This window comes from Vibrio sp. RE86 (assembly GCF_013114545.1).
Lineage (GTDB): Bacteria > Pseudomonadota > Gammaproteobacteria > Enterobacterales > Vibrionaceae > Vibrio.
Genome location: NZ_VTXI01000028.1, coordinates 14,979 through 36,246, shown reverse-complemented (window position 1 = coordinate 36,246; position 21,268 = coordinate 14,979). Strand labels below are relative to the sequence as shown.

The following is a 21,268-nucleotide window of genomic DNA, read 5'->3' as shown; positions in this document are numbered from 1 at the left end:
GATTATGGGGGTTGTGGGAAAGTGTCATTCCATAGAGTGACGAAGGAGCGAGTAGGGAATCTCTGTTAGTTATCGACTCGATTTTAGAGATCCCCAACTCAGTCGTACCTCCCTCTCGGGGATGACGGTATTTAAGCAAAGGTTAGGGACCTTGATTAACCTTTGATGCAACTGAGAAACCCCGATTTATGACCGTTCTAAAAACGCAAAAGGGCTGACGCAAAACGCCAACCCTTAAAATTCAATCTGCTTCTTTTCTTACTTATGCGCCTGGCGGAATCGCTAAACTGTCGGCAATAAGTTGGATGAGGTTGTCTTCAACTTCAAAACGTACTTCGAGTAGCTCACCGACTTTCGACATATCTACTTCAAAGTTCGGCAACTCATCGTCTGCTGTTACTTTTACGTATTTGTCATTAAATTCTAGCAATGGCTCGGTTGTGAGTACGATCTTCGCGTACGTCGTATCGATCTCATCGTTGGTTTTAAAGCCAGTTGCTTGCCACTTTTCCATGACCATATCGTAGATCTTGAAATGACCTTCTGAAATATAGTCGACAACGTGATCGCAGAATGAGCTGATTTCTTTAGGAGAAGGGAGTTCGACAACGTTGGCATGACCGTTGGCCGGCTGTAAGGCACCTAGCTTACAATACTCAACGATAAGAGATTGACGAGTTTCGAGCCAGTGGTCGATTACTTCGTTCGAGCCACCCCATTGTTCTTGTGTCTGTTTGAATTTGTTTAGCATGACCATATCCTCATGATCGGGTCACTTCTTGGGTGACCATTCCGCTTTGATACCAAAGCATGTGCAGAGATACAAGCTCTTGTCCTTACTAGAATTTATAGCGTTAAAATTACCTAGCTACAAACTCTGGTATGAAATTAGATTGCCAGTAAAATAGACGAACTGCAAGTGAAGAGGGGGTGGAATGTTAAATAAAAGTGACACAAACCGTACGCAAGTTTGTTATTGGTGCGTTGTATCGGCAAGTGATGTTTGGCTAGTTGATGATTCGATCCCACTGGGGACTGCGCAGGACTTATCTCTGCCAACAAGCTCCGCGATAGAAATTGGGCGCTATGAAGGACGCTCAGTGATGTGGTTAAACGCTTCAGATATCGAACAAGATATCGAGCTAGTTTCATTGCGAGAATGTCTCGATTTTCCAACCGAACTATTTTTGCTGGTCAGCAAGGCGGCACAGTACAGTCATATGACGCAGAGCATGCGTTTCTGCCCTTTATGCGGTGGACGTAATCACCTGAATCATAATCAGCTGGCTATGCAGTGTGGTGATTGCCGTACGCTTCATTACCCGAGGATCTTCCCTTGTATTATTGTTGCGGTCAGAAAAGAGAACCAAATACTCTTAGCTCAACATCCACGTCATCGCAATGGTATGTATACGGTGATCGCGGGATTTTTGGAAGTAGGTGAAACTCTGGAGCAGTGTGTCGCGCGTGAAGTGAAAGAAGAAACAGGCGTTAATGTTAAAAATATCGAATATTTTGGCAGTCAACCTTGGGCATTTCCATCGAGCATGATGATGGGCTTCATAGCGGAATACGAATCTGGCGTATTGAAACCTGACTATAGTGAGCTTAGCGATGCTCGCTGGTTCGACTTTAATGCGCTCCCACCGATCGCTCCGAAAGGAACGATTGCTCGTGAGTTAATAGAACATACTTGCAGGCGTTAAAAATATATACCTGAAAAATAAGCAAAAAAAAACCCTCCAGAAGGAGGGGGTAAGTAAGATGTCGTTATGAGATGCCGAACACTGAGTGCTCGGTTTATAATTGTAGTTTTCGCTAGCAAACAAATTTTTAACACTGTTACTAATTGGGTGCAAATTAAGCATTGATTTAAAAGTTAATAACTTGATCTAGGTTGCAAAGCACACAGCTTTTGAGAGCCAAACAGTGTTAGAATAGCCGCAACAAAACTAAGCCTAACAATCGGAAAAACGGAATGACTGAATTAAAGAATGACCGCTATCTTCGTGCGCTACTTAAGCAGCCAGTAGATTACACTCCAGTATGGATGATGCGTCAGGCAGGTCGATACCTTCCAGAATACAAAGCGACTCGCGCAGAAGCGGGTGATTTTATGTCTTTGTGTAAGAATGCAGAACTTGCATCAGAAGTAACCCTTCAACCATTACGCCGTTTTCCTCTTGATGCTGCGATTCTATTCTCAGACATCCTGACTATCCCAGATGCGATGGGTTTAGAGTTACGTTTCGCTGCAGGTGAAGGACCTGTATTTGATAAGCCGATTACCTGTAAAGCTGACGTGGAAAAGATCGGTATTCCAGATCCAGAAGGCGAGCTTAAGTACGTAATGAACGCAGTGCGTCAGATCCGCAAAGACCTAAACGGTGATGTTCCACTGATCGGTTTCTCTGGTAGCCCATGGACATTGGCTACTTACATGGTTGAAGGTGGTAGCTCTAAGGCATTCACTAAGATCAAGAAGATGATGTATGCAGAGCCACAAACGCTGCACTTACTACTTGATAAGCTTGCGGACAGCGTCATTGACTACCTAAATGCGCAGATCAAAGCGGGTGCACAATCAGTAATGGTATTTGATACTTGGGGTGGCGTTCTTACTCCTCGTGACTACAACCTATTCTCACTGCAGTACATGCATAAGATCGTCGATGGTCTTATCCGTGAAAACGATGGCCGCCGTGTACCTGTTACTCTATTCACTAAGAATGGTGGTATGTGGCTTGAGCAGATCGCTGCAACGGGTTGTGATGCAGTCGGTCTAGACTGGACTATCAATATCCAAGACGCAGTGAAGCGTGTCGGTGATAAAGTTGCACTGCAAGGTAACATGGACCCATCAATGCTGTACGCTTCTCCTGAGCGTATCCGTGAAGAAGTATCAACGATTCTTGAAGGATTCGGCGATGCAGGTACAGGGCACGTGTTCAACCTTGGTCACGGCATTCACCTAGACGTACCGCCAGAAAATGCGGGCGTATTTGTGGAAGCGGTACACGAGCTGTCTAAGCCATACCACAAATAACAAAGAAACACATGAAAGCGTCTGGTCTAATCAGGCGCTTTTTTGTTATTGGTTAATATACTCAGTTATACTGACCATATTGATGGAATGGAGTTCGGAAAAGAATGAAGACACGCGACAAAATCGTGCTAGCGGCACTGGAGTTGTTCAATGAGCACGGTGAGCGCAACATCACGACCAATCATATTGCTGCCCATATCGATATTAGCCCTGGTAACCTTTACTACCACTTTCGAAATAAGCAAGAGATTGTCCGTGAGATCTTTGCCCTCTATTCCAATGAGTTACTTGAGCGCTTTACACCGATTCAAGGTCAAAAAGAGAGCTTAGTTTTACTCAAGCACTACCTAGATTCGATCTTTACTTTGATGTGGAAGTATCGCTTTTTCTACGCCAACCTACCTGAAATTCTCCAGCGTGATGAGCAGCTTCATGACGAATATATTCAAGTTCAAGAGAAGCTACAATCTAACCTAATCAATATCATGCGTGCGTTTGTCGGCCTTGAGCTACTCAATGTTGATGAGAGTGAGATGAAGCCGTTGGTGACAACTTTGCATTTAATTGCGTCTAGCTGGTTGGGTTATCAAGCGGCAATGTCACCAAAAACGCAGATAACCGAACAGGTCATTCACCAAGGCATGGTGCAAATGATCTCGGTAGTCAAACCTAAGGCGACCTCGCAAGGTTTGGAACAACTTCAACTATTGGAAGATGGCGTCAAAGCAATTCATGCCTAAGCGTATGGATCCTAGTTATAACTAACTGAAATTGTTAAAGCACTGAGAACCCATTAGAGTATCGAGAGATGTTTTAATGGGTTTTGTTGTTTATGCATTTTGATGTTTTCAATGGTGATGCGGATGGCATCATCGCACTCCTACAGCTTCGTCTGGCTGAACCTAAAGATGCTCAGCTTGTGACTGGGGTTAAGCGAGATATTCAGCTACTTGAGAAGCTCTCCGTCACTCAAGAGGATTCTGTGACCGCATTAGACATCTCCATGGAGAAAAACAAAGCGGGTTTAGAATCGATTCTCAGTGCAGGTGCTCAGGTGTTTTATGCCGACCACCATAAATCGGGCGATATTCCACAAAGCGCCAACCTTGAGGCTCATATCGATTTAGACGCTAATACTTGTACGGCACTGATTGTCGATGACTTACTTCAAGGCCGTTTCCATTCTTGGGCAATTACCGCAGCTTACGGTGACAACTTAATTGCCAAAGCCGATCGACTGGCGGATAAAGCTGGTTTCACCGAAGAGCAGAAAGCACTGCTGAAAGAACTAGGTACCTTGATTAATTACAATGGTTACGGTTCCAAGATCGATGACCTGCACTTTGCCCCGGCATCATTGTTTAAAGAGCTTTTGGCCTACGATGATCCATTTGCTGTTATTGCTGATCAAAGCTCCCCTTTTCATGTTTTAAGGTCTGCTTATCAGCAAGATATGGACAAAGCATTCTCGATTGCAGCCAAGTACCAAAGTGAAAAGTTGGGTGTGTTTGAATTGCCGAATGAAGCGGCGTCACGTCGAATCAGTGGAGTCTATGGCAATTTGCTCGCCAACCAGTCCCCAGAACGTGCTCATGCGGTGCTGACCGAGAATATAGATGGTACGTATACCGTCTCTTTGCGTGCTCCCTTGAACAATAAACAGGGGGCGGGAGACATTTGTGCGGAGTTTGCGACAGGGGGAGGCCGAGCCGCCGCTGCAGGTGTCAATGCTTTACCTAAAGAGCAAGTAAACGCGTTTATTGAAGTGGTTGAAAGGTATTACAGCGCATAAATATCACAATAATGCCGTTCGTCCATGAGTGGGAGGAGCGGCTTAAAGCTAAGGTTTAACGAGTGAGCCAATGTTTCGGGTTCTGAGTTTTACTGTTACGACGAATCTCGAAGTAGAGTGATGGACGCGACTGACCACCAGTATCACCAGCTAAAGCAATACTCTCTCCTGCAGCTACCTTATCGCCCTCTTTCTTGAGCAAGCTTTGGTTGAATCCGTAAAGCGTCATATCCCCTTTACCATGATCGAGTAGCACGACGAGGCCATACCCACGTAGGTAGTCGGCAAATACAACCGTACCTGAATAGACCGCTTTGATTGATTGACCATAGTTGGCGTCAATCACCATACCTTTCCAATTAATCTGTCCAGTCTGGCGAGTGCCATAGTTGTGCAGAACCTTACCTTTTAATGGCCATGGCAGTCTGCCTTTCTGGCGTGCTAAACCATCCATCGGTACTGCGTTACGCTTCGCCGCTTTGGCAATTTCGGCTTTGAGTCGAGTCTCATTGCGCTGTAGCTCTGACAAGTAGACCTTATCGTTAGAGATGCTCTTGCGAATCTTTGATACCGTTCCTTTTCGCTGTGATTGGGCTTTGGCCAGTTGATTGCGCTTTTCGGTCTGCTGGCGCAGCAGCGTGGTAATTTGCTGTTTCTCTAGTTGAAGCTGCTCTTGGCTATTGTCCAGTTCTTCGACAGTTTTCTCTAATTCGCTAATGGTGTTAGCGCGAGCTTTTGCAAGATGTTGAAAGTACTGACTAATACGATCTTCTTCAACGCCATGGTTCAAAATATTTGAAGACGTTTTGGCTCTTTGGGTGACATAATAGGTTTGGATGAGCTCTGCCAACTTGTCACTTTGGGCTTTCTTCTGGACGTATAAGCTGTCTATTTTATCATCGAGGTTGGCAATGTTGGCATTGGTTGTTGCCAGAGATGCTTTGGTTTGCTTTATCTCTTTCTCTAGTCGGGTAATGGTAGTTTCTTGGCTTTTCAGTGATTGTTGGAGTGAATCCAGTTTTTTCTGTTGGCTAGAAAGAGACTGTTTTTGACGAGAGATTTCACCGCTCACGCCCTTGAGTTCAGTGTTACTCGCAGCATAGCTTGGTGTGATTGAAGAAGCAGACAGTATCAACCCGAGCGCAAGCCAAACCTTGCGAGAAAATAAAGTCCTTACTGGGGGGATAGCCATCGTTCAAATCTGTCCTAACTATTTGAGAGATAGCCAGTATACCCAAACCTTTTGATCGGAAGAAAGCGCAATGTCAAAAGTTGTTGAGGAGTGGAGTGAAAAATAAAAGCCCGAGCAGGTATCTACTCGGGCTTTTGTAATATTCAGGGAGTCAGTGAATTACTTAACTAGAACTTCACCTGTCATCTCTGCTGGAATCTCTAGACCAACAAGAGAAAGCATTGTTGGAGCAAGGTCAGACAGTTTACCGCCTTCTTTGAACTCAACGTCTTTTTCACCAACGTAGATTAGAGGTACTGGTAGGTTAGTGTGAGCAGTGTGAGTACCACCTGTCTCTGGGTCTACCATCATCTCTGCGTTACCATGGTCAGCAGTGATCAGCATTTGGCCGCCTACTTCTTCGATAGCTGCTGTTACTTTAGCAACACATGCATCGATTGCTTCGATAGCTTGCTCTGCTGCTTCGTAAACACCAGTGTGGCCAACCATGTCTGGGTTAGGGTAGTTACAGATGATAGTGTCGTACTTACCAGATTTGATCGCTGCAACCATCTTCTCTGTTAGCTCTTCAGAACTCATCTCAGGTTGTAGGTCGTAAGTTGCTACTTTTGGAGAAGCAACAAGTTGACGCTCTTCACCTTCAAATTCGTTCTCAACACCACCGTTGAAGAAGAAAGTTACGTGTGCGTATTTCTCAGTTTCAGAGATACGTAGCTGAGTTTGACCTTGCTTAGATAGCCACTCACCGTACGTGTTCTCTAGAGACGCTGGTGGGAATGCGATTGCTAGAGGGATGTCGGCTGCGTATTGCGTTAGCATCACGAAGTTGATTGCTGGGAATACAGCGCGCTCGAAGCCGTCGAATGCAGGTACGAAAGTACGAGTGATTTGACGTGCACGGTCAGCACGGTAGTTCATGAAGATAACTGCGTCGCCATCTGCGATCACTGCGTCTTCTTGACCTTCAGCTTTGATAGCTGTTGCTTTAACGAACTCGTCGTTTTCATCACGAGCGTAAGCCGCTTCTAGACCAGCAACTGCAGTTTCTGATGTGAATTCAGCTTTCGCTTGAGTTAGAAGATCGTAAGCAACTTGAACGCGATCCCAGTTGTTATCACGGTCCATTGCGTAGTAACGACCTACTAGAGATGCTACGCGACCTTTGCCAAGCTTAGCGAATAGGTCTTGGAAACGTTGTAGAGAGTTCTCTGCGCTACGTGGTGGTGTGTCACGACCGTCTAGGAAGCAGTGTAGGTAGATCTTTTCAGCGCCACGTGCTGCAGCCATTTCAACTGCTGCGTAGATGTGATCTTCGTGAGAGTGTACGCCACCTGGAGACATAAGACCCATGATGTGTACCGCTTTCTCAGCTTTTACTGCTGTGTCGATAGCTTCGATTAGTGCTGGAGTTTCAGCGAACTCACCGTCAGCAATAGACTTAGTGATGCGAGTTAGGTCTTGGTATACCACGCGACCAGCGCCGATGTTTGTGTGACCAACTTCTGAGTTACCCATTTGACCGTCAGGTAGGCCTACATCCATGCCAGAAGCAGAGATTAGAGTGTTTGGCTTGTTAGCAAACAGGCTATCGATAAATGGAGTTTTCGCGTTCGCAATTGCGTTGCTTGCTGTGTCTTCACGGTGACCGTAACCGTCAAGAATAACTAGAGCCATAGGCTTCTTAGCAGACATAGTAATGACCTCGTCAAATTTCAAAGTAACTTTGGAAACAAAATTAGCGTAATTTTACTACACTTTTTAACCAAAACTGTAGGTTAAGATCAAATATTGTTTGTGAAATATTGTTGTTATCTTTCACCTTACAAACAGTGTGTGCAAGGCATAAAGACATTTGCATTCCGATTTATAGTGCTATTTTCTCGCGTTAGAGACAAAAAGAAAGCGGGTTGTCTCAATCGTTGTGATAGGTCTAGCTGACCAAGATTCCTGTACCTATAACAGCAACGATGGCACCAATCCAAGCGTATCGATTAGGCCTTTTTCCTGAGTAAACCCAAAGTATAGGCAACAACATAATCGGTGTGGTAGAAGAGAGTAATGCCACCATGCCCACGTTGCCTTGCTGTAAGGCATAAAGGATTAAGGTCATACCCACTGCCATGGCTAGAAAACCATTGACCGCAGTAATAGCGAATATTTTTGTGTTCATTGGTTGAGTAGCTCGGGCAAGCTTAGCCCCTGTCATAAAGAACAAACAGTGCGCGGCAAAGGCTGTCATCATTCGCATAGCTGACGCCGCAACTGGATCGATTTCGGTTTGCATCACAGGTTTTGCAATGATGCCACCTAGTGCTTGGCACAATGCTGCTAATAGGCCTAACCCAACACCAACCCAAACTTTGCCTTTAATCGACTCTAGTTGATTACTTGCTTGTCCTTTACGACCAAAAAAGATCGCGGTTAACACACCAGAAAACACCAGTAGTGAACCGAGTAGCTCAAGTGACGTCATGGTTTCGCTAAAGAGAAAATAGCCGAGAATGGCAGAAAAAACGGCGTGGCATGAAAAGAGAAGACCAGCTTGTCTTGGCCCCATGCGATTGAGGCAAGCGAAAAGAGCCGTATCGCCGATGAATATACCTATCACACCTGAGAGCATCATAGCTGAGATTGCACTGGTTTCGACGCTGCTCCATCCACCAGTGAAAAGTGCCATGCTGCCTAAGATGACTGATGTACAACCCATCCGCCAACGGCTATAAGCAAAGGTCCCCAAATGTTGGGCAGGGACCACAGAAAGTAAGCTCGCTACAGCCCAAAGAAACGCTGCGGCAAGTGCCAGCCATTCGTAACCCATCGACACGTATCCTTGTGAATGTGGAATATTCCAGGCTGACAATATGCATTAAAAGATCATGAAAACAAAGCTATACCTTGAAACGAGTGACCTCCATTTGCATCGTCTCGGCTGACTCCCTCATACGATTAGCACTGTCGCTACTTTGCTGAGCCTGATTGGCCAGTACGTCAGAAGCGTCTTTGATCCCTTGAGTGTTACGACTGATGTCTTCACTGACCGCGCGCTGCTCTTCTGCGGCGCTGGCGATTTGTAGTGCCATATCATTGATCTTGTCGATTGCGTCAGTGATGTCCGTTAGGCTGTGTGCCGCTTGCTGAGCATAGTCGACACTGGTATCGGCCAAGGAAGTACTGCTTTGCATGCTATTTACTGCCAGCTTGGTATTGTTTTGCAGCGTTTCGATCATGTTGCGAATCTCTTCGGTCGAGCCATGGGTTCGTTGACTCAATACGCGCACTTCATCGGCTACGACGGCAAAACCGCGCCCTTGCTCACCAGCTCTAGCAGCTTCAATCGCAGCATTTAAGGCGAGAAGGTTCGTTTGTTCAGCGATCTCTTGAATGGTCGACAAAATCTGATTAATGCTCTGAGTATTGTGCTCCAATTCAGAGATGACATTTGCGGCTGCTGTTACTTGCTCAGCGAGCTCAACAATAGATTCTCGGTTCTTCTGGATCACTAGCTGTCCGTCTTGGCAGGCGTTGGAAGAGGTCTGAGAGGCTGAAGCAGTCATTTCTGCATGGCTAGCAACTTCTGCCGCAGTGGCTGACATCTCATGAATCGCCGTCGCAATTTGATTGACGTCGTTTTGTTGAGCTTCAACTTGCTGCGCGGATTGCAATGATAGTGAGTTGGCCTGACTTGCCTGTTGAACGAGATGTTCACTGTGATTAATGATACCAGCGATCATTTGTTGCATTTGGCTCAAGAACTGATTGACGTGCTCAGCGACTTCACCAATTTCATCACGACGCTTAATTTCAACTCGCTGCGTTAAATCTCCTTCACCCTTAGCCAATTGAGAAAGAGACGTGGATAAGTCTTGCAGTGGTTTGAGCAATTTTGTGATGGTGTAAGTGCTAAATGCTGCAATGATTAGGTATAAGATCACGGAAGCAATCGCTGTAAATTGAATCTGCTCAGTGACAGATGCGAACGCCATTTCCTTATCAACCACAATACCGAGCGACCAATCCGTACTAGGAACACGAATGACATAAATCAGTTTGTCACCTTGTTGAGGCCAAGAAATCGTTGAGATAGAAGACTCCTCGACGAGCGCCTGGACCTTAGATTGGTTAAGTTTTGGATTGAGTTTCGTCAATGGCTGTTGGCTGAGAGACTCATCTTGGTACGCGACAATATTATTGTTGCCGTCAACAAGGAAGGTAAAGCCATCATTATCCAAAGTTGTATTTAACACTTCATCGATAATATTCGTGACAGTTAAGTCTGCGGCTAGCACCCCTTTCTTGCTGCCTGAGAATGCCTTGGCGAAACTCACAACAACGCTGCCATCAAAATCTTGGTACGGCTCAGTGATGATAAGACCATTGGTTGCCATGGCATCTTGATACCAAGGGCGGGTTCTAGGGTCATAATCGGCTGGCCAATCTTCGGTTTTATCGCCGTAGGCTATCGTACCGTTATCAAAACCAACATATACAGAGAGGAATTGACCTGCTCGCTTGGTTACAAGCATCTCTCGATCTGAATTGTCAGACTCTAAGATGGCCTTTTCATTAGCCAGCATCATATCACTGCGGATAGCGAGCCAACCACTGATGTAACGTGACGTCGCATGACTTATATTAGCCATTTCATTATTGAGTGCCGAAGTGGTTTCTTGTTCCAGTTGATTAACGGATATCCATGCTTGAACACCACTAACAACAGCAATAACGATCGCAATCGCGATCTGTATTTTTAACTTGATTGTATTTCTCATTGCCTTTCCTTATTCACAGAGACAATAGGACGAGAAGAGGGGATATGCAGTCACAAGAATCTCACGGGAATCGTGAAATGGATGTGGATAGTGAATATCAGCGAGATTTTATAGAAGAGATCAATGTTTAGAATTGATCTATATGCGTATTTGTTTGAAATTTACTCAGGGTTCAGCAAGTTTGTGACCTTTCATCAGAGAATAAAAGGCCGCAATAATGGTTCACATAATTAGATTCTCATCAGGTGAGAATAAGCGCGCCCACATAGACTAAACACAGACCGACTATGCCAAGAATAATCCCTGTTTTAGCCATGTCTCGACTCTCAATTAACCCTGTGGAGTAGGCGAGTGAGTTTGGTGGTGTCGATACAGGTAAAATCATGCCTAAAGAAGCGGAGAAAGCGACGACAACCAGTAGTCCTTGTAAACCTCCTACGCTAGCAAGGCTCTCCATTGAGGCTCCAATGGCTGCGGCGATAGGCATTAGCAAGTTAGCGGTCGCGGTGTTGGACATAAAGTTTGCCATGAGCCAACAAACGATCGACATGGTAAAGACAACCGCAATAGGGGAAAGCGACTCATAGTCGATCGCATGAGCCAACGCAGAGGCAAGTCCCGTCTTATCGAGACCAATACCAATGGCGATACCGCCAGCCACAAGCCATAGAACGTCCCAATTTATCAGTTTGAGTTCAGCTTTGCCCATAATGCCGGTCAGGGTAAACACCGCGAGTGGAATTATGGAGACCACATACGTGTTCATTCCATGCAGTTTAGTGGTCATCCAAAGCAAGATGGTTGCTGCGAAAGTGGCGTATACCACGATAGCTCGCCAGTTCTTCTGAAATTGTCCATCAAGTTTGAGTTTCATCTCGGCTTGGGAAGAAGGAAAAAGTCGTTGAAGTAAGAACCAAGCGATCGTGAGTTGAATGATGACAAAGGGTAGGCCCATCATCATCCAACTCAGAAAGTCGATGCTGTTGTCACCAGTTAAATATTGCAGAGCAATAGCATTGGGTGGAGTACCAATCGGTGTGGCAATACCGCCCGTGTTCGCAGCGATGGGAATACATAAAACTAAGGCTTTTATCCCTAGATCGCCCTTCGGTGCAGAGGCAACAATCGGGCCCAGCAAAGCCAACATCATGACCGTTGTCGCGGTGTTAGACATGAACATAGAAAACACTGCGGTGATCAACATTAAACCAAGCATGATGAACCTTGGCTGATGACCGAAAGGCTTGAGCAGCACTCGGGCGAGGTTGTTGTCCAATTCGTATTTGGAAGCGGCAATTGCGAGCGCAAAGCCCCCCATAAACAGAATGATGATCGGAGATGAAAAGGCGCTGAAGATATCGGTATAGTTCATCAACTCGCCAAGATCATGCCCTGCTGGTGGTGTGCGAAAAAGGTGTAAGCCTTTGTCTGAAATCATGATCAATTCCAGCGCTATGATCAGTATCGAGGTCGCAAAGACAGGAACCGGTTCAAGCACCCAAAGCAGAGCGGCAAGTAGAAAAATAGCCAGTAGGCGGTGTTGAATCAACGTGAGATCGTCGATCGGTATCCAATCAATCGGCATGAACAAGACACCAATGGGAAGGCCGAAGCTGATTAACAACTTAATAATGGTTCCAACATCGACTTTCAACATACCCGCGCTCACTCAATCATTTCTTGATGAGATATAGACTAATGGAGTTCGAAATTGGGGTCTTAGAGCAGGCTATTACTTTTCGTAAAGAGTTGAATTTGTTGCAAAGAGATTGTTTTGGGTCAAAAAAAGCCCCGAGAGTTCGGGGCTTAGAAAAGTGTCGCTAAGATTATTTGTCAGTAGCTTCAGTAGCTTCAGTTGCTTCAGTTGCTTCTGTTTCTTCAGCTATCGCTGTATGAGCATAAGGTGTGCCCATTACTGTCGCTTGACCATTTTGCATCGTTTCATCAAACGTCACAGCATCTTTAGCAAATAGGTTAATCACGGTAGAGCCAAGCTTAAAGCGGCCCATCTCTTCACCTTTCTTCAAGATAACCGCTTTGTCGCCCTCTGCTGGGTAATCCCATTTGTAGACAGAGTTACCGCGTGGTGGGGTTACTGTGCCTGCCCATACTTGCTCAATGCTACCAACGATGGTTGCACCAACCAGTACTTGAGCCATTGGGCCAAATTCTGTATCGAAGATACACACTACACGCTCGTTACGTGCAAATAGGTTTGGCACGTTTTCAGCGGTTAGTGGGTTTACTGAGAACAGATCGCCTGGAACGTAGATCATTTGACGAAGTGTACCGTCACATGGCATGTGAACACGGTGGTAATCACGTGGAGATAGGTATAGCGTTGCGAATTCACCATCAGCGAACTCTTCAGCTAATGCTGCATCACCGCCTAATAGCTCTTGAGCCGTAAAGTCGTGGCCTTTCGCTTGGATAAGCTTACCGTCAGTGATCGGGCCAAACTGGCTAACACATGCGTCTGCAGGGTGAGTAATGACTGATGCTTCGTCGGTGATTGGACGTGCGCCTTCTTTTAGTTCACGAACGAAAAACTCATTGAACGTTTTGAAGTGCTTAGGATCTGAGTGCAGAGCCTCATCCATATTGACGTTGTACTGTTTGATAAACCACTTGATGATTGCTGTTGTTAGACCGCCAGCTTTTGCTGAAGCTAGCTTACCCACTAAGCGCGTCAAACCGTGCTGTGGGATCCAATATTGTAGTCCAACTTTAATCTTATCCATTGCGTTCAATTCCAATGCTATTTGTACGATTGACTATATTCTGGGCGCGAGATAGTACTCAAATTGCCCGATAATGTCAGCACTTACGAGAGTTTGCTTACAAAATTGCGGTTACAAATCCGCTTTTTTGCTTCGAGAGTACTGACGGTTCGCTTTCACTTCTGCCATGCTCTCTAGAATGCGATGATAGTTTTCGAAGCGGATCTGATTGATTTCACCCTCTTCGACAGCTTGGCGAAGAACGCAACCCGGATCGTCATTGTGTTTACAGTCTCGGAACTTACACCCACCTAGGTAAGGTCTGAATTCTACGAATGCTTTCGTTACTTCTTCAGCTTCTAAGTGCCACAGGCCAAATTCACGAACCCCAGGTGAGTCAATAAGATCGCCTCCTGTTGGAATATGGTAAAGACGTGATGCAGTTGTTGTGTGCTGGCCTAAGCCAGAGTTCTCAGAAACGGCACCTTCTTCAACATTGAATTGAGGCATCAAAGCATTAACAAGGCTCGACTTACCTACACCAGATTGTCCAACGAAAATGTTGATGCGATCTTTGAGTTCAGCTTCCAAATCAGCGATGCCTTCGCCAGTTTGCTTACTGACAAATAGTACCTTGTAGCCAATCTTTTCGTACTCAGTTAGCCACTGTTTGTATTCGCTCAATTGCTCTGGCTCTAACAAGTCAATTTTGTTTAACACAAGTAGCGGAGCAATATTCAGTGTTTCAGAAGCAACAAGATAACGGTCGATAATATTGAGAGAGAGCTCTGGCAAGACCGATGAAACGATCACCATTTGATCAACATTGGCAGCAACAGGCTTCAGGCCGTCGTAATAGTCTGGGCGTGTCAGGATTGAAGTACGTGGTTCTACGGCTTCAACCACACCACTGATACCTTCCATCGCCTCATGACCCGGGCGCCAAATTACTTTGTCACCTGATACTAGCGTCTCAATACCGCGGCGTAAGTTACAACGCTGTACTTCACCTGTTTCGAGATCTTCGATATCAGCATGTTGTCCAAAGCGGGTGATAACCAGGCCAGATTTACTGCTACCAAGCATCGACTCGTCCCATTGGACAGAGTCTTCCTGCTTCAGCTTGCGTTTCTGGTTATGGCGAACACGCCTTACCTGACCTTTGGTTAGCTTTTTCTTCTTAGCCACGTTTCTCTACTTCAATTGTTTAATTTGTTTGGGTATACCAATAAGCTTCTCAGTATCTCAAGCTATCTTGGGTATCGGAATTTGGGTATAGTACCTTTTTTATTAGAAAACCAATAGGCAACGATTTATGTCCTTTAGCGATCAAAACTTAATTTGGATTGATTTGGAGATGACAGGACTCGACCCAGAAACTCACAAAGTCATCGAAATCGCCACCATTGTCACTGACAGTGAACTGAATATTTTAGCTGAAGGACCAGTACTTGCCATCCATCAACCTGAAGAAGAGTTGGAAAAAATGGATGAGTGGTGCACCACTACGCACACAGGAAGTGGTCTAGTAGAGCGAATCCGAGCTAGCCAAATTGATGAGCAAGAAGCGATTCGCCAAACCATCGAGTTCCTAGAGAAATGGGTACCAAAAGGTAAGTCTCCAATTTGTGGCAACAGTGTAGGACAGGATCGTCGCTTCTTATACAAGCACATGCCGGAACTAGAACAGTATTTCCATTACCGATACGTCGATGTGAGCACACTGAAAGAGCTAACACGTCGTTGGAAACCAGAAGTGCTTGATGGTTTTAGTAAAACGGGCAGTCACTTGGCACTAGATGACATTAGAGAGTCCATTGCTGAACTGCAGTATTACCGAAAAACGATCATCTCTATCTAATCTTGAAAACCAGCATCCAATGCTGGTTTTTTTATTGCTCGTTACGGCACGGGCAGGAAAACAAATTGTGCGACACCATGAGCGACTTTCGTTATACCGCGATTGGTCTTATCGGCCACAATCAATGCCATCATATCTTGGATCATGACCATTTTAGTGAATAGGCGATCAAAGCTGATGTCGCCGCCATATTCGGTGGTAGCGTTGGTGTAGATGAGGGGGTTACCGTTATCATCTTTACGGTGGTAGAGCCTCCAGACGAAAATCTCTATGTTTCTTGCGCTGTTATAAAGGGCTTGTTCATCCAATGAATCAATGATGAAAAACTCTTGCTGGTGGTTATATGAACGACGCAACATTTCAGATAAACCAACCACAGCTGCAAACACGCGATCACCTTCAAACTGTTCATCAAAACTGAGCAAGATAGCGTCTATTCCAGTCACTCCATTGAGTTCCTCGAAGACTAGAGGAGGTAGTGAAATACTGTCTTCTGGTCCAAAGATTTGAGCGATGCGCTCTTCGATAGTGGTTTCGGGGTTTTTGGCTAATTGGATTGGGTTACGAACATAAAGTTTACGTGTGAGCTCCACCATTTGAGCTTTTAACTGTTTAGCGTGAACATCCATAACGAAATCGACATCACTTTTACCCAAGTTACGCACGGTTTTAGGCATTGAACCACAACCAATTAACACGATCATTAGCGATAGAAGAGCAATGATTTTGACTAGCGCTGAGTGAAACGGCATGTAATTGAGCCTCTTCTACGTTAAGAAGTTGTTTAGCAACGTAAATCTATATCAGATATTTATATTAAAAATAGGAGTTATTCGCGACAAAGAGATCTAAAACCGTGGTGGGAGTTCTCATTTTGATCTTTAGGCGATATTTGGCACTGATAATTTGTATGCTTTTCAAGCTTTTTGATTGATAAATGTGTGCTTTTTATCCGATAAGAAAAAAAATGCCCTTTTTTTTCATGAAGGACTTGCATCACAAAAAAATGCTCTTATAATTCGCAGCCCTGAACGACGGAAACGTTGTTGATGCGACACTAGCTCAGTTGGTAGAGCGCAACCTTGCCAAGGTTGAGGTCACGAGTTCGAACCTCGTGTGTCGCTCCAAATTTAAAGCTGTCATCGTGCTTAACGATGAGACAATACGGACGCGGGGTGGAGCAGCTTGGTAGCTCGTCGGGCTCATAACCCGAAGGTCGTCGGTTCAAATCCGGCCCCCGCAACCAAATGCGACACTAGCTCAGTTGGTAGAGCGCAACCTTGCCAAGGTTGAGGTCACGAGTTCGAACCTCGTGTGTCGCTCCAAATTTAAAAGTCTTCATCGTACTTTAAACGGTGACACAATACGGACGCGGGGTGGAGCAGCTTGGTAGCTCGTCGGGCTCATAACCCGAAGGTCGTCGGTTCAAATCCGGCCCCCGCAACCAATTTCTCTTGTGAGAAAATGCGACACTAGCTCAGTTGGTAGAGCGCAACCTTGCCAAGGTTGAGGTCACGAGTTCGAACCTCGTGTGTCGCTCCAAATTTATAGTCCTCATCGTACTTAACGGTGACAAAATGCGACACTAGCTCAGTTGGTAGAGCGCAACCTTGCCAAGGTTGAGGTCACGAGTTCGAACCTCGTGTGTCGCTCCAGTTTATAGTCTTCATCGTACTTAACGGTGACAAAATGCGACACTAGCTCAGTTGGTAGAGCGCAACCTTGCCAAGGTTGAGGTCACGAGTTCGAACCTCGTGTGTCGCTCCAAATTTAAGAGAGCTTGGCTTACACGAGGAACCTCGTGACTGAATCCAGCCTAGACGCTCCAAATTCTTCATTCAAATGTATATCCATTTGAATCGACCTAGACGGTCACCGCTCTTTAGCTAATGCTGCGAAGCATGAACCCCAAAAAATAAAAAGCAGTCCTCCTAATCATTAGGTGGGCATTTTTATGTCTAAATTATATTTTCCAGTACGGGATGTGCTGATTAGAAGTCTATAGCAAACCTAGTGTGAGCTAGGCGTTTACACATCAGTCAACAGACTTATCCACAACGTCCAATGTGTGGATAACTTGGTGTATAAACCATTATAACGCTGATTTCCAAGTGCCTTTGAAACGATCTTTTTGTTTTTGAAAGTTACTTACGCACGCTGGGTTTTTGGTTAAGTTGTTGTTTTTAAGTGACTTTAATGGTTTTCTGGAAGGTTTATTTAGGGGCAAGTTCGATCATTAAGTCACTGTTTTTTGATCCTGGTCATTTATTGTGACTGTGATTAACTTCTACACCTGTAAGAAAATGAGTAACTATCTGTTGCTTTTTCCACATTTCTATTTTTAGAGCTAAATCAACTTATCTACAGTCTGATGCGGCAAGTATTATGCATCTCTAGGCAAACCCTTCTCGATAATACGAATAAGTCGATCTAATTTGGTTGAGCTAGTAGGAAGCTGACGAGTTTGCTCTTCTAAAGCCCAGTGAATATGTTCGTCAAGTATGTGGCTCAGGCCTAAGCGGCCGTTCAACGCATCAACAATGTTCTGTGAGTAGGGAGCATTCCCCATCGCGATGGAGAGGTTTCTCATCCATTGCAGATGACCAATTCTGCGTATTGCTGAACCCTCCATATTTTTTAAGAAGGTCGCTTCGTCCCAAAGAAACAGTTCAACGAGATTTGCGTCTTCGAAGGCCTCTCTACGATGGAAATCTGATTGCTGAGTCAGTTCAGAAAAGCGATTCCAAGGGCACACCAATTGACAGTCATCACAACCATAGATTCGATTACCCATCGGCTTACGGAACTCTTCAGGGATCACTCCATCAAACTCAATCGTTAAGTAAGAAATGCAGCGTCTTGCATCCACTACACCATCGTCGACAATCGCGGCTGTAGGGCATGAAGTGATGCAGGCTCGACATTTACCACACTCATCTTGGCTTGGTTCATCTACAGGAAGGGGAAGGTCAATTAGAAGTTCACCTAAGAAAAACCATGAACCACACTCTTTATCAAGGATGAGCGAGTGTTTGCCTGTCCAGCCTAAACCTGCCTTTTGAGCCAACGGTCGTTCAAGGATCGGTGCTGAGTCAACGAAGGGGCGATAACCAAACTGTCCAACTTCGTGCTCAATTTTTTGTCCAAGCTTTTTTAATTGATTGCGGATTAGCTTGTGATAGTCACGACCTAACGAATAGCGACTAATGTAGGCTTGAGTTGGATCGGATAGATTAGAGGCAAAACGTGCCTCTGGAGGAAGGTAATCCATACGCACACTTATGACACGAACGGTTCCAGGAAGCAGTTCATCAGGGCGAGCTCTCATCATGCCATGACGAGCCATCCAATCCATTTCACCATGGTAGCCTGCATCTAACCACTGTTGCAGCGCAGCTTCGTGCTCAGAGAGATCAATATCGCTGATACCAACTTTTTGGAAGCCGAGTTCTTGGCCCCAAATTTTGATCTTTTCGACGAGCTCTTGGTAGTTCATGCAGACGCACCTCAGGTAAAGGGGGCAGGATCTTAACGGATCTTATAGGCCTGATCTAGCCAATAAAAAAGGAAAAATGGCAAGAAATCGCTGATTTTTCGTTTTACTTACACAAGATCTCTTGTCTCCTAATTCCAACCCAGTTTACTATTCCTGTTCTTTTGATTTTTATGTGGCCTTCAGGCTAGACCCTTTAGAGATAATCCCCCATGAGCACAAAACAATTTGCCCTAAAAGATGAACAAGCAACTATTCAACTGGGGACCTCATTAGCTAAGCTTTGTTCGCAACAGACAACGATCTATCTTCATGGTGATCTTGGTGCAGGTAAAACCACCTTTAGCCGAGGCTTTGTAAGAGCATTGGGCCACCAAGGAAACGTGAAAAGTCCAACTTACACTTTGGTTGAACCGTACCAATTGGATGCGTGGCAGGTATATCACTTTGATCTTTATCGTTTAGCGGACCCAGAAGAGTTGGAATTTATGGGGATTCGTGATTATTTTACTCCTGATGCAATCTGCTTAGTTGAGTGGCCTGAGAAAGGCTATGGCATGCTACCTGAAGCCGATTTGGATATTGATATCCGTTACAACGGTGAAGCGCGTGTGGTTGAACTGACTGCAAATAATCAATATGGATGTCAATTATTAGAACAGTTGGAGTTATGTTGAACAGTCGATTATTAAGAGCTACTTTCGCTCCATTTCTCTTTGCTCTTGCCTTACTATCCAATTATGCCTTCGCGAATGCTTTAGAGGGAATTCGCGTTTGGCCTTCTCCTGACGAAACACGAGTCGTAATTGACCTATCGTCAGAGGCTGATTACAGCTATTTTACGCTTTCTAGCCCTTTTCGTTTGGTCGTAGACTTAAAACAGACCTCTTTGAGCACTAAGCTACCGATTTCGGTTTCTGATAGCCCAGTCTTGAAAAAAATTCGAAAAAGCTCGCCACCAAGTAAGGGAACTTATCGCTTGGTGTTTGAACTCAAGACAAAAGTCACGCCTCAGTTGTTCAAGCTAGCGCCAACACCGGGTGGTCAATACGGTCATCGACTCGTCATTGATATGCCTCATGGCTCTACAACTTCATCGACACCTGCCTCTCAACCGACTAGCAGTAAGACTTCTGTAAGTCGCGATGCTTCTCAGCTTTCGGGAAGTGCAGATATCGTCGTTGCGATTGATGCCGGTCATGGTGGCGAAGACCCTGGTTCAATTGGCCCGTCTAAAAAATATGAAAAGCACGCCACGCTAGCTATTTCCAAGAAAATTGCCGCGCAGATTAATGCTGTACCAGGTATGAAGGCCGTGCTGACACGAGGTGGTGATTATTTTGTCAATCTCAACAAGCGTTCTGAAATCGCCCGTAAAAACAAAGCACACTTCTTAATCTCTATTCATGCTGATGGCTTTCGTACGCCTCAGCCAAGAGGTGGTTCCGTCTTTGTCTTGAACACACGTCGTGCGAACTCAGAAATTGCTCGCTGGGTTGAGAACCACGAGCAGCAGTCACAGCTTTTAGGTGGCGCGGGTGATGTACTGGCAAAGAACTCTAATGATAGAAATGTAAGCCAGACTTTGTTGGACTTGCAATTTAGCCACTCTCAAAAAGAGGGTTACAAAGCAGCGACTAAGATTCTAAAAGAGATGACGCGAGCAGGTATTCACTTACATAAGAAAGAGCCTGTGAACGCGAGTCTAGCTGTTCTGAAGTCACCGGATATTCCTTCTGTTCTCGTTGAGACTGGATTTATCACCAACCCAACGGAAGAACGGCTGCTCTTTCAACGTAGTCACCAAGATAAATTGGCACGCTCTGTCACCAAAGCTGTTGTTCAATACTTCGAGGAAAACCCGCCTGAAGGAACCTTATTTGCTAATCGCGGCAAGAGCATAAAACACAAGGTTGCTCGTGGCGAATCGCTCTCAGTGATTGCTAAAAAGTATGGCACATCAACCAAAGCGATTATGCAGACGAACAAGCTGAAAAGCAGCAGTCTTGCTATTGGCCAAGTGTTAACTATTCCAGGCTCTAAGCAAGGGGTAACTGTTCCTAAAGTGACGAACCCTGTAGAGACTAAGACACTGACACACGTTGTTCAACGTGGAGAATACTTAGGTAAGATTGCTGCTAAATACAAAGTGTCGGTCGCAGCGGTTAAGCGAGAAAATAATCTCAAGTCTGATACGTTGAAGCTAGGGCAGAAGCTAAAAATTACTGTGAGCATGAAGGATCAGCCACTACGCAAACACACGGTGAAGCGCGGTGAGTTCCTAGGTAAGATCGCAAGTAAGTACGGCGTGAGTGTGAGTGGTATCCGCAAAGCGAACAACTTACGTTCTGATCAATTGGCAGTAGGCCAAGTATTGATCATTCCGCACAACTAA

At 45.2% G+C, this 21,268-nt stretch carries 17 protein-coding genes and 7 tRNA genes; 14 read left to right on the top strand and 10 right to left on the bottom strand.

The features are described from left to right. Nucleotides 1-262: 262 nt before the first annotated feature. Entirely contained in the window at nucleotides 263-757 is a 495-nt protein-coding gene (rsd, locus tag F0231_RS19420; protein ID WP_171761338.1) for a sigma D regulator, read from the bottom strand. 178 nt (nucleotides 758-935) lie between these two features. Between rsd and nudC the strand changes: the two genes are divergently transcribed. The 4 genes from nudC to F0231_RS19400 all read left to right on the top strand — a co-directional run bounded on the left by nudC (nucleotide 936) and on the right by F0231_RS19400 (nucleotide 4,838). Continuing rightward, the gene (gene nudC / locus F0231_RS19415; RefSeq protein WP_171761337.1) at nucleotides 936-1,706 is read left to right on the top strand and encodes an NAD(+) diphosphatase; all 771 of its coding nucleotides are present in this window, start codon (nucleotides 936-938) and stop codon (nucleotides 1,704-1,706) included. 272 nt (nucleotides 1,707-1,978) lie between these two features. Beyond that, a complete protein-coding gene (gene hemE, locus F0231_RS19410) occupies nucleotides 1,979-3,046 on the top strand; it encodes a uroporphyrinogen decarboxylase (protein WP_171761336.1) in 1,068 nt (355 codons plus the stop codon). Between the two features lie 104 nt (nucleotides 3,047-3,150). Beyond that, nucleotides 3,151-3,786: a TetR/AcrR family transcriptional regulator gene (locus tag F0231_RS19405; RefSeq protein WP_171761335.1), complete on the top strand. Its 636-nt coding sequence runs from the start codon at nucleotides 3,151-3,153 to the stop codon at nucleotides 3,784-3,786. Nucleotides 3,787-3,878: 92 nt separating this feature from the next. After that, complete coding sequence (locus F0231_RS19400) at nucleotides 3,879-4,838, top strand: DHHA1 domain-containing protein (RefSeq protein ID WP_171761334.1); 960 nt, start codon at nucleotides 3,879-3,881, stop codon at nucleotides 4,836-4,838. A 55-nt stretch (nucleotides 4,839-4,893) separates the two neighbouring features. Here F0231_RS19400 and F0231_RS19395 read toward each other — a convergent pair whose 3' ends face one another. The 7 genes from F0231_RS19395 to rsgA all read right to left on the bottom strand — a co-directional run bounded on the left by F0231_RS19395 (nucleotide 4,894) and on the right by rsgA (nucleotide 14,707). Next, the gene (locus tag F0231_RS19395; protein ID WP_171761333.1) at nucleotides 4,894-6,030 is read right to left on the bottom strand and encodes a murein hydrolase activator EnvC; all 1,137 of its coding nucleotides are present in this window, start codon (nucleotides 6,028-6,030) and stop codon (nucleotides 4,894-4,896) included. A gap of 159 nt (nucleotides 6,031-6,189) precedes the next feature. Next, complete coding sequence (gene gpmM, locus F0231_RS19390) at nucleotides 6,190-7,722, bottom strand: 2,3-bisphosphoglycerate-independent phosphoglycerate mutase (RefSeq protein ID WP_171761332.1); 1,533 nt, start codon at nucleotides 7,720-7,722, stop codon at nucleotides 6,190-6,192. A gap of 238 nt (nucleotides 7,723-7,960) precedes the next feature. Further along, nucleotides 7,961-8,848: a DMT family transporter gene (locus F0231_RS19385; protein ID WP_171761331.1), complete on the bottom strand. Its 888-nt coding sequence runs from the start codon at nucleotides 8,846-8,848 to the stop codon at nucleotides 7,961-7,963. Nucleotides 8,849-8,918: 70 nt separating this feature from the next. Next, nucleotides 8,919-10,799 (bottom strand): methyl-accepting chemotaxis protein, encoded by a 1,881-nt coding sequence (locus F0231_RS19380; RefSeq protein ID WP_171761330.1) that lies wholly within the window; start codon nucleotides 10,797-10,799, stop codon nucleotides 8,919-8,921. A 241-nt stretch (nucleotides 10,800-11,040) separates the two neighbouring features. Continuing rightward, complete coding sequence (locus F0231_RS19375) at nucleotides 11,041-12,456, bottom strand: DASS family sodium-coupled anion symporter (protein WP_171761329.1); 1,416 nt, start codon at nucleotides 12,454-12,456, stop codon at nucleotides 11,041-11,043. A gap of 169 nt (nucleotides 12,457-12,625) precedes the next feature. Continuing rightward, complete coding sequence (gene asd, locus F0231_RS19370) at nucleotides 12,626-13,540, bottom strand: archaetidylserine decarboxylase (protein ID WP_171761328.1); 915 nt, start codon at nucleotides 13,538-13,540, stop codon at nucleotides 12,626-12,628. 111 nt (nucleotides 13,541-13,651) lie between these two features. After that, entirely contained in the window at nucleotides 13,652-14,707 is a 1,056-nt protein-coding gene (gene rsgA, locus F0231_RS19365) for a small ribosomal subunit biogenesis GTPase RsgA (protein ID WP_171761327.1), read from the bottom strand. A gap of 127 nt (nucleotides 14,708-14,834) precedes the next feature. On the opposite strand from rsgA, the gene orn reads away from it, so the two are divergent. After that, nucleotides 14,835-15,380, top strand: coding sequence for an oligoribonuclease (gene orn / locus F0231_RS19360; protein ID WP_171761326.1), 546 nt, complete (start codon nucleotides 14,835-14,837; stop codon nucleotides 15,378-15,380). A gap of 41 nt (nucleotides 15,381-15,421) precedes the next feature. Here orn and F0231_RS19355 read toward each other — a convergent pair whose 3' ends face one another. Then, complete coding sequence (locus tag F0231_RS19355; RefSeq protein ID WP_171761325.1) at nucleotides 15,422-16,132, bottom strand: hypothetical protein; 711 nt, start codon at nucleotides 16,130-16,132, stop codon at nucleotides 15,422-15,424. A 299-nt stretch (nucleotides 16,133-16,431) separates the two neighbouring features. Between F0231_RS19355 and F0231_RS19350 the strand changes: the two genes are divergently transcribed. The 7 genes from F0231_RS19350 to F0231_RS19320 all read left to right on the top strand — a co-directional run bounded on the left by F0231_RS19350 (nucleotide 16,432) and on the right by F0231_RS19320 (nucleotide 17,147). Continuing rightward, nucleotides 16,432-16,507, top strand: a tRNA-Gly gene (locus F0231_RS19350). 42 nt (nucleotides 16,508-16,549) lie between these two features. Further along, nucleotides 16,550-16,626: transfer RNA gene (locus tag F0231_RS19345), tRNA-Met, on the top strand. Between the two features lie 3 nt (nucleotides 16,627-16,629). Then, nucleotides 16,630-16,705: transfer RNA gene (locus tag F0231_RS19340), tRNA-Gly, on the top strand. 45 nt (nucleotides 16,706-16,750) lie between these two features. Beyond that, nucleotides 16,751-16,827: transfer RNA gene (locus F0231_RS19335), tRNA-Met, on the top strand. 19 nt (nucleotides 16,828-16,846) lie between these two features. Beyond that, a tRNA-Gly gene (locus F0231_RS19330) sits at nucleotides 16,847-16,922 on the top strand. Between the two features lie 37 nt (nucleotides 16,923-16,959). Beyond that, nucleotides 16,960-17,035, top strand: a tRNA-Gly gene (locus tag F0231_RS19325). A gap of 36 nt (nucleotides 17,036-17,071) precedes the next feature. Next, nucleotides 17,072-17,147 (top strand) — tRNA-Gly (locus F0231_RS19320). Nucleotides 17,148-17,763: 616 nt separating this feature from the next. Here the strand turns inward: F0231_RS19320 and queG are convergent. Then, nucleotides 17,764-18,876 (bottom strand): tRNA epoxyqueuosine(34) reductase QueG, encoded by a 1,113-nt coding sequence (queG, locus tag F0231_RS19315; RefSeq protein WP_171761324.1) that lies wholly within the window; start codon nucleotides 18,874-18,876, stop codon nucleotides 17,764-17,766. A gap of 209 nt (nucleotides 18,877-19,085) precedes the next feature. On the opposite strand from queG, the gene tsaE reads away from it, so the two are divergent. Both tsaE and F0231_RS19305 read left to right on the top strand, forming a co-directional pair. Next, on the top strand, nucleotides 19,086-19,550 hold the full coding sequence (gene tsaE / locus F0231_RS19310) for a tRNA (adenosine(37)-N6)-threonylcarbamoyltransferase complex ATPase subunit type 1 TsaE (RefSeq protein ID WP_171761323.1): 465 nt from the start codon (nucleotides 19,086-19,088) through the stop codon (nucleotides 19,548-19,550). After that, nucleotides 19,544-21,268: a LysM peptidoglycan-binding domain-containing protein gene (locus F0231_RS19305; protein WP_171761322.1), complete on the top strand. Its 1,725-nt coding sequence runs from the start codon at nucleotides 19,544-19,546 to the stop codon at nucleotides 21,266-21,268. Before tsaE ends, F0231_RS19305 begins: the two co-directional genes overlap by 7 nt.

Coding starts and splice junctions, on each gene's coding strand:
- rsd (WP_171761338.1), bottom strand. CDS start 757: ATGGTCATGCTAAACAAATTCAAACAGACACAAGAACAATGGGGTGGC.
- nudC (WP_171761337.1), top strand. CDS start 936: ATGTTAAATAAAAGTGACACAAACCGTACGCAAGTTTGTTATTGGTGC.
- hemE (WP_171761336.1), top strand. CDS start 1,979: ATGACTGAATTAAAGAATGACCGCTATCTTCGTGCGCTACTTAAGCAG.
- F0231_RS19405 (WP_171761335.1), top strand. CDS start 3,151: ATGAAGACACGCGACAAAATCGTGCTAGCGGCACTGGAGTTGTTCAAT.
- F0231_RS19400 (WP_171761334.1), top strand. CDS start 3,879: ATGCATTTTGATGTTTTCAATGGTGATGCGGATGGCATCATCGCACTC.
- F0231_RS19395 (WP_171761333.1), bottom strand. CDS start 6,030: ATGGCTATCCCCCCAGTAAGGACTTTATTTTCTCGCAAGGTTTGGCTT.
- gpmM (WP_171761332.1), bottom strand. CDS start 7,722: ATGTCTGCTAAGAAGCCTATGGCTCTAGTTATTCTTGACGGTTACGGT.
- F0231_RS19385 (WP_171761331.1), bottom strand. CDS start 8,848: ATGGGTTACGAATGGCTGGCACTTGCCGCAGCGTTTCTTTGGGCTGTA.
- F0231_RS19380 (WP_171761330.1), bottom strand. CDS start 10,799: ATGAGAAATACAATCAAGTTAAAAATACAGATCGCGATTGCGATCGTT.
- F0231_RS19375 (WP_171761329.1), bottom strand. CDS start 12,456: ATGTTGAAAGTCGATGTTGGAACCATTATTAAGTTGTTAATCAGCTTC.
- asd (WP_171761328.1), bottom strand. CDS start 13,540: ATGGATAAGATTAAAGTTGGACTACAATATTGGATCCCACAGCACGGT.
- orn (WP_171761326.1), top strand. CDS start 14,835: ATGTCCTTTAGCGATCAAAACTTAATTTGGATTGATTTGGAGATGACA.
- F0231_RS19355 (WP_171761325.1), bottom strand. CDS start 16,132: ATGCCGTTTCACTCAGCGCTAGTCAAAATCATTGCTCTTCTATCGCTA.
- queG (WP_171761324.1), bottom strand. CDS start 18,876: ATGAACTACCAAGAGCTCGTCGAAAAGATCAAAATTTGGGGCCAAGAA.
- tsaE (WP_171761323.1), top strand. CDS start 19,086: ATGAGCACAAAACAATTTGCCCTAAAAGATGAACAAGCAACTATTCAA.
- F0231_RS19305 (WP_171761322.1), top strand. CDS start 19,544: ATGTTGAACAGTCGATTATTAAGAGCTACTTTCGCTCCATTTCTCTTT.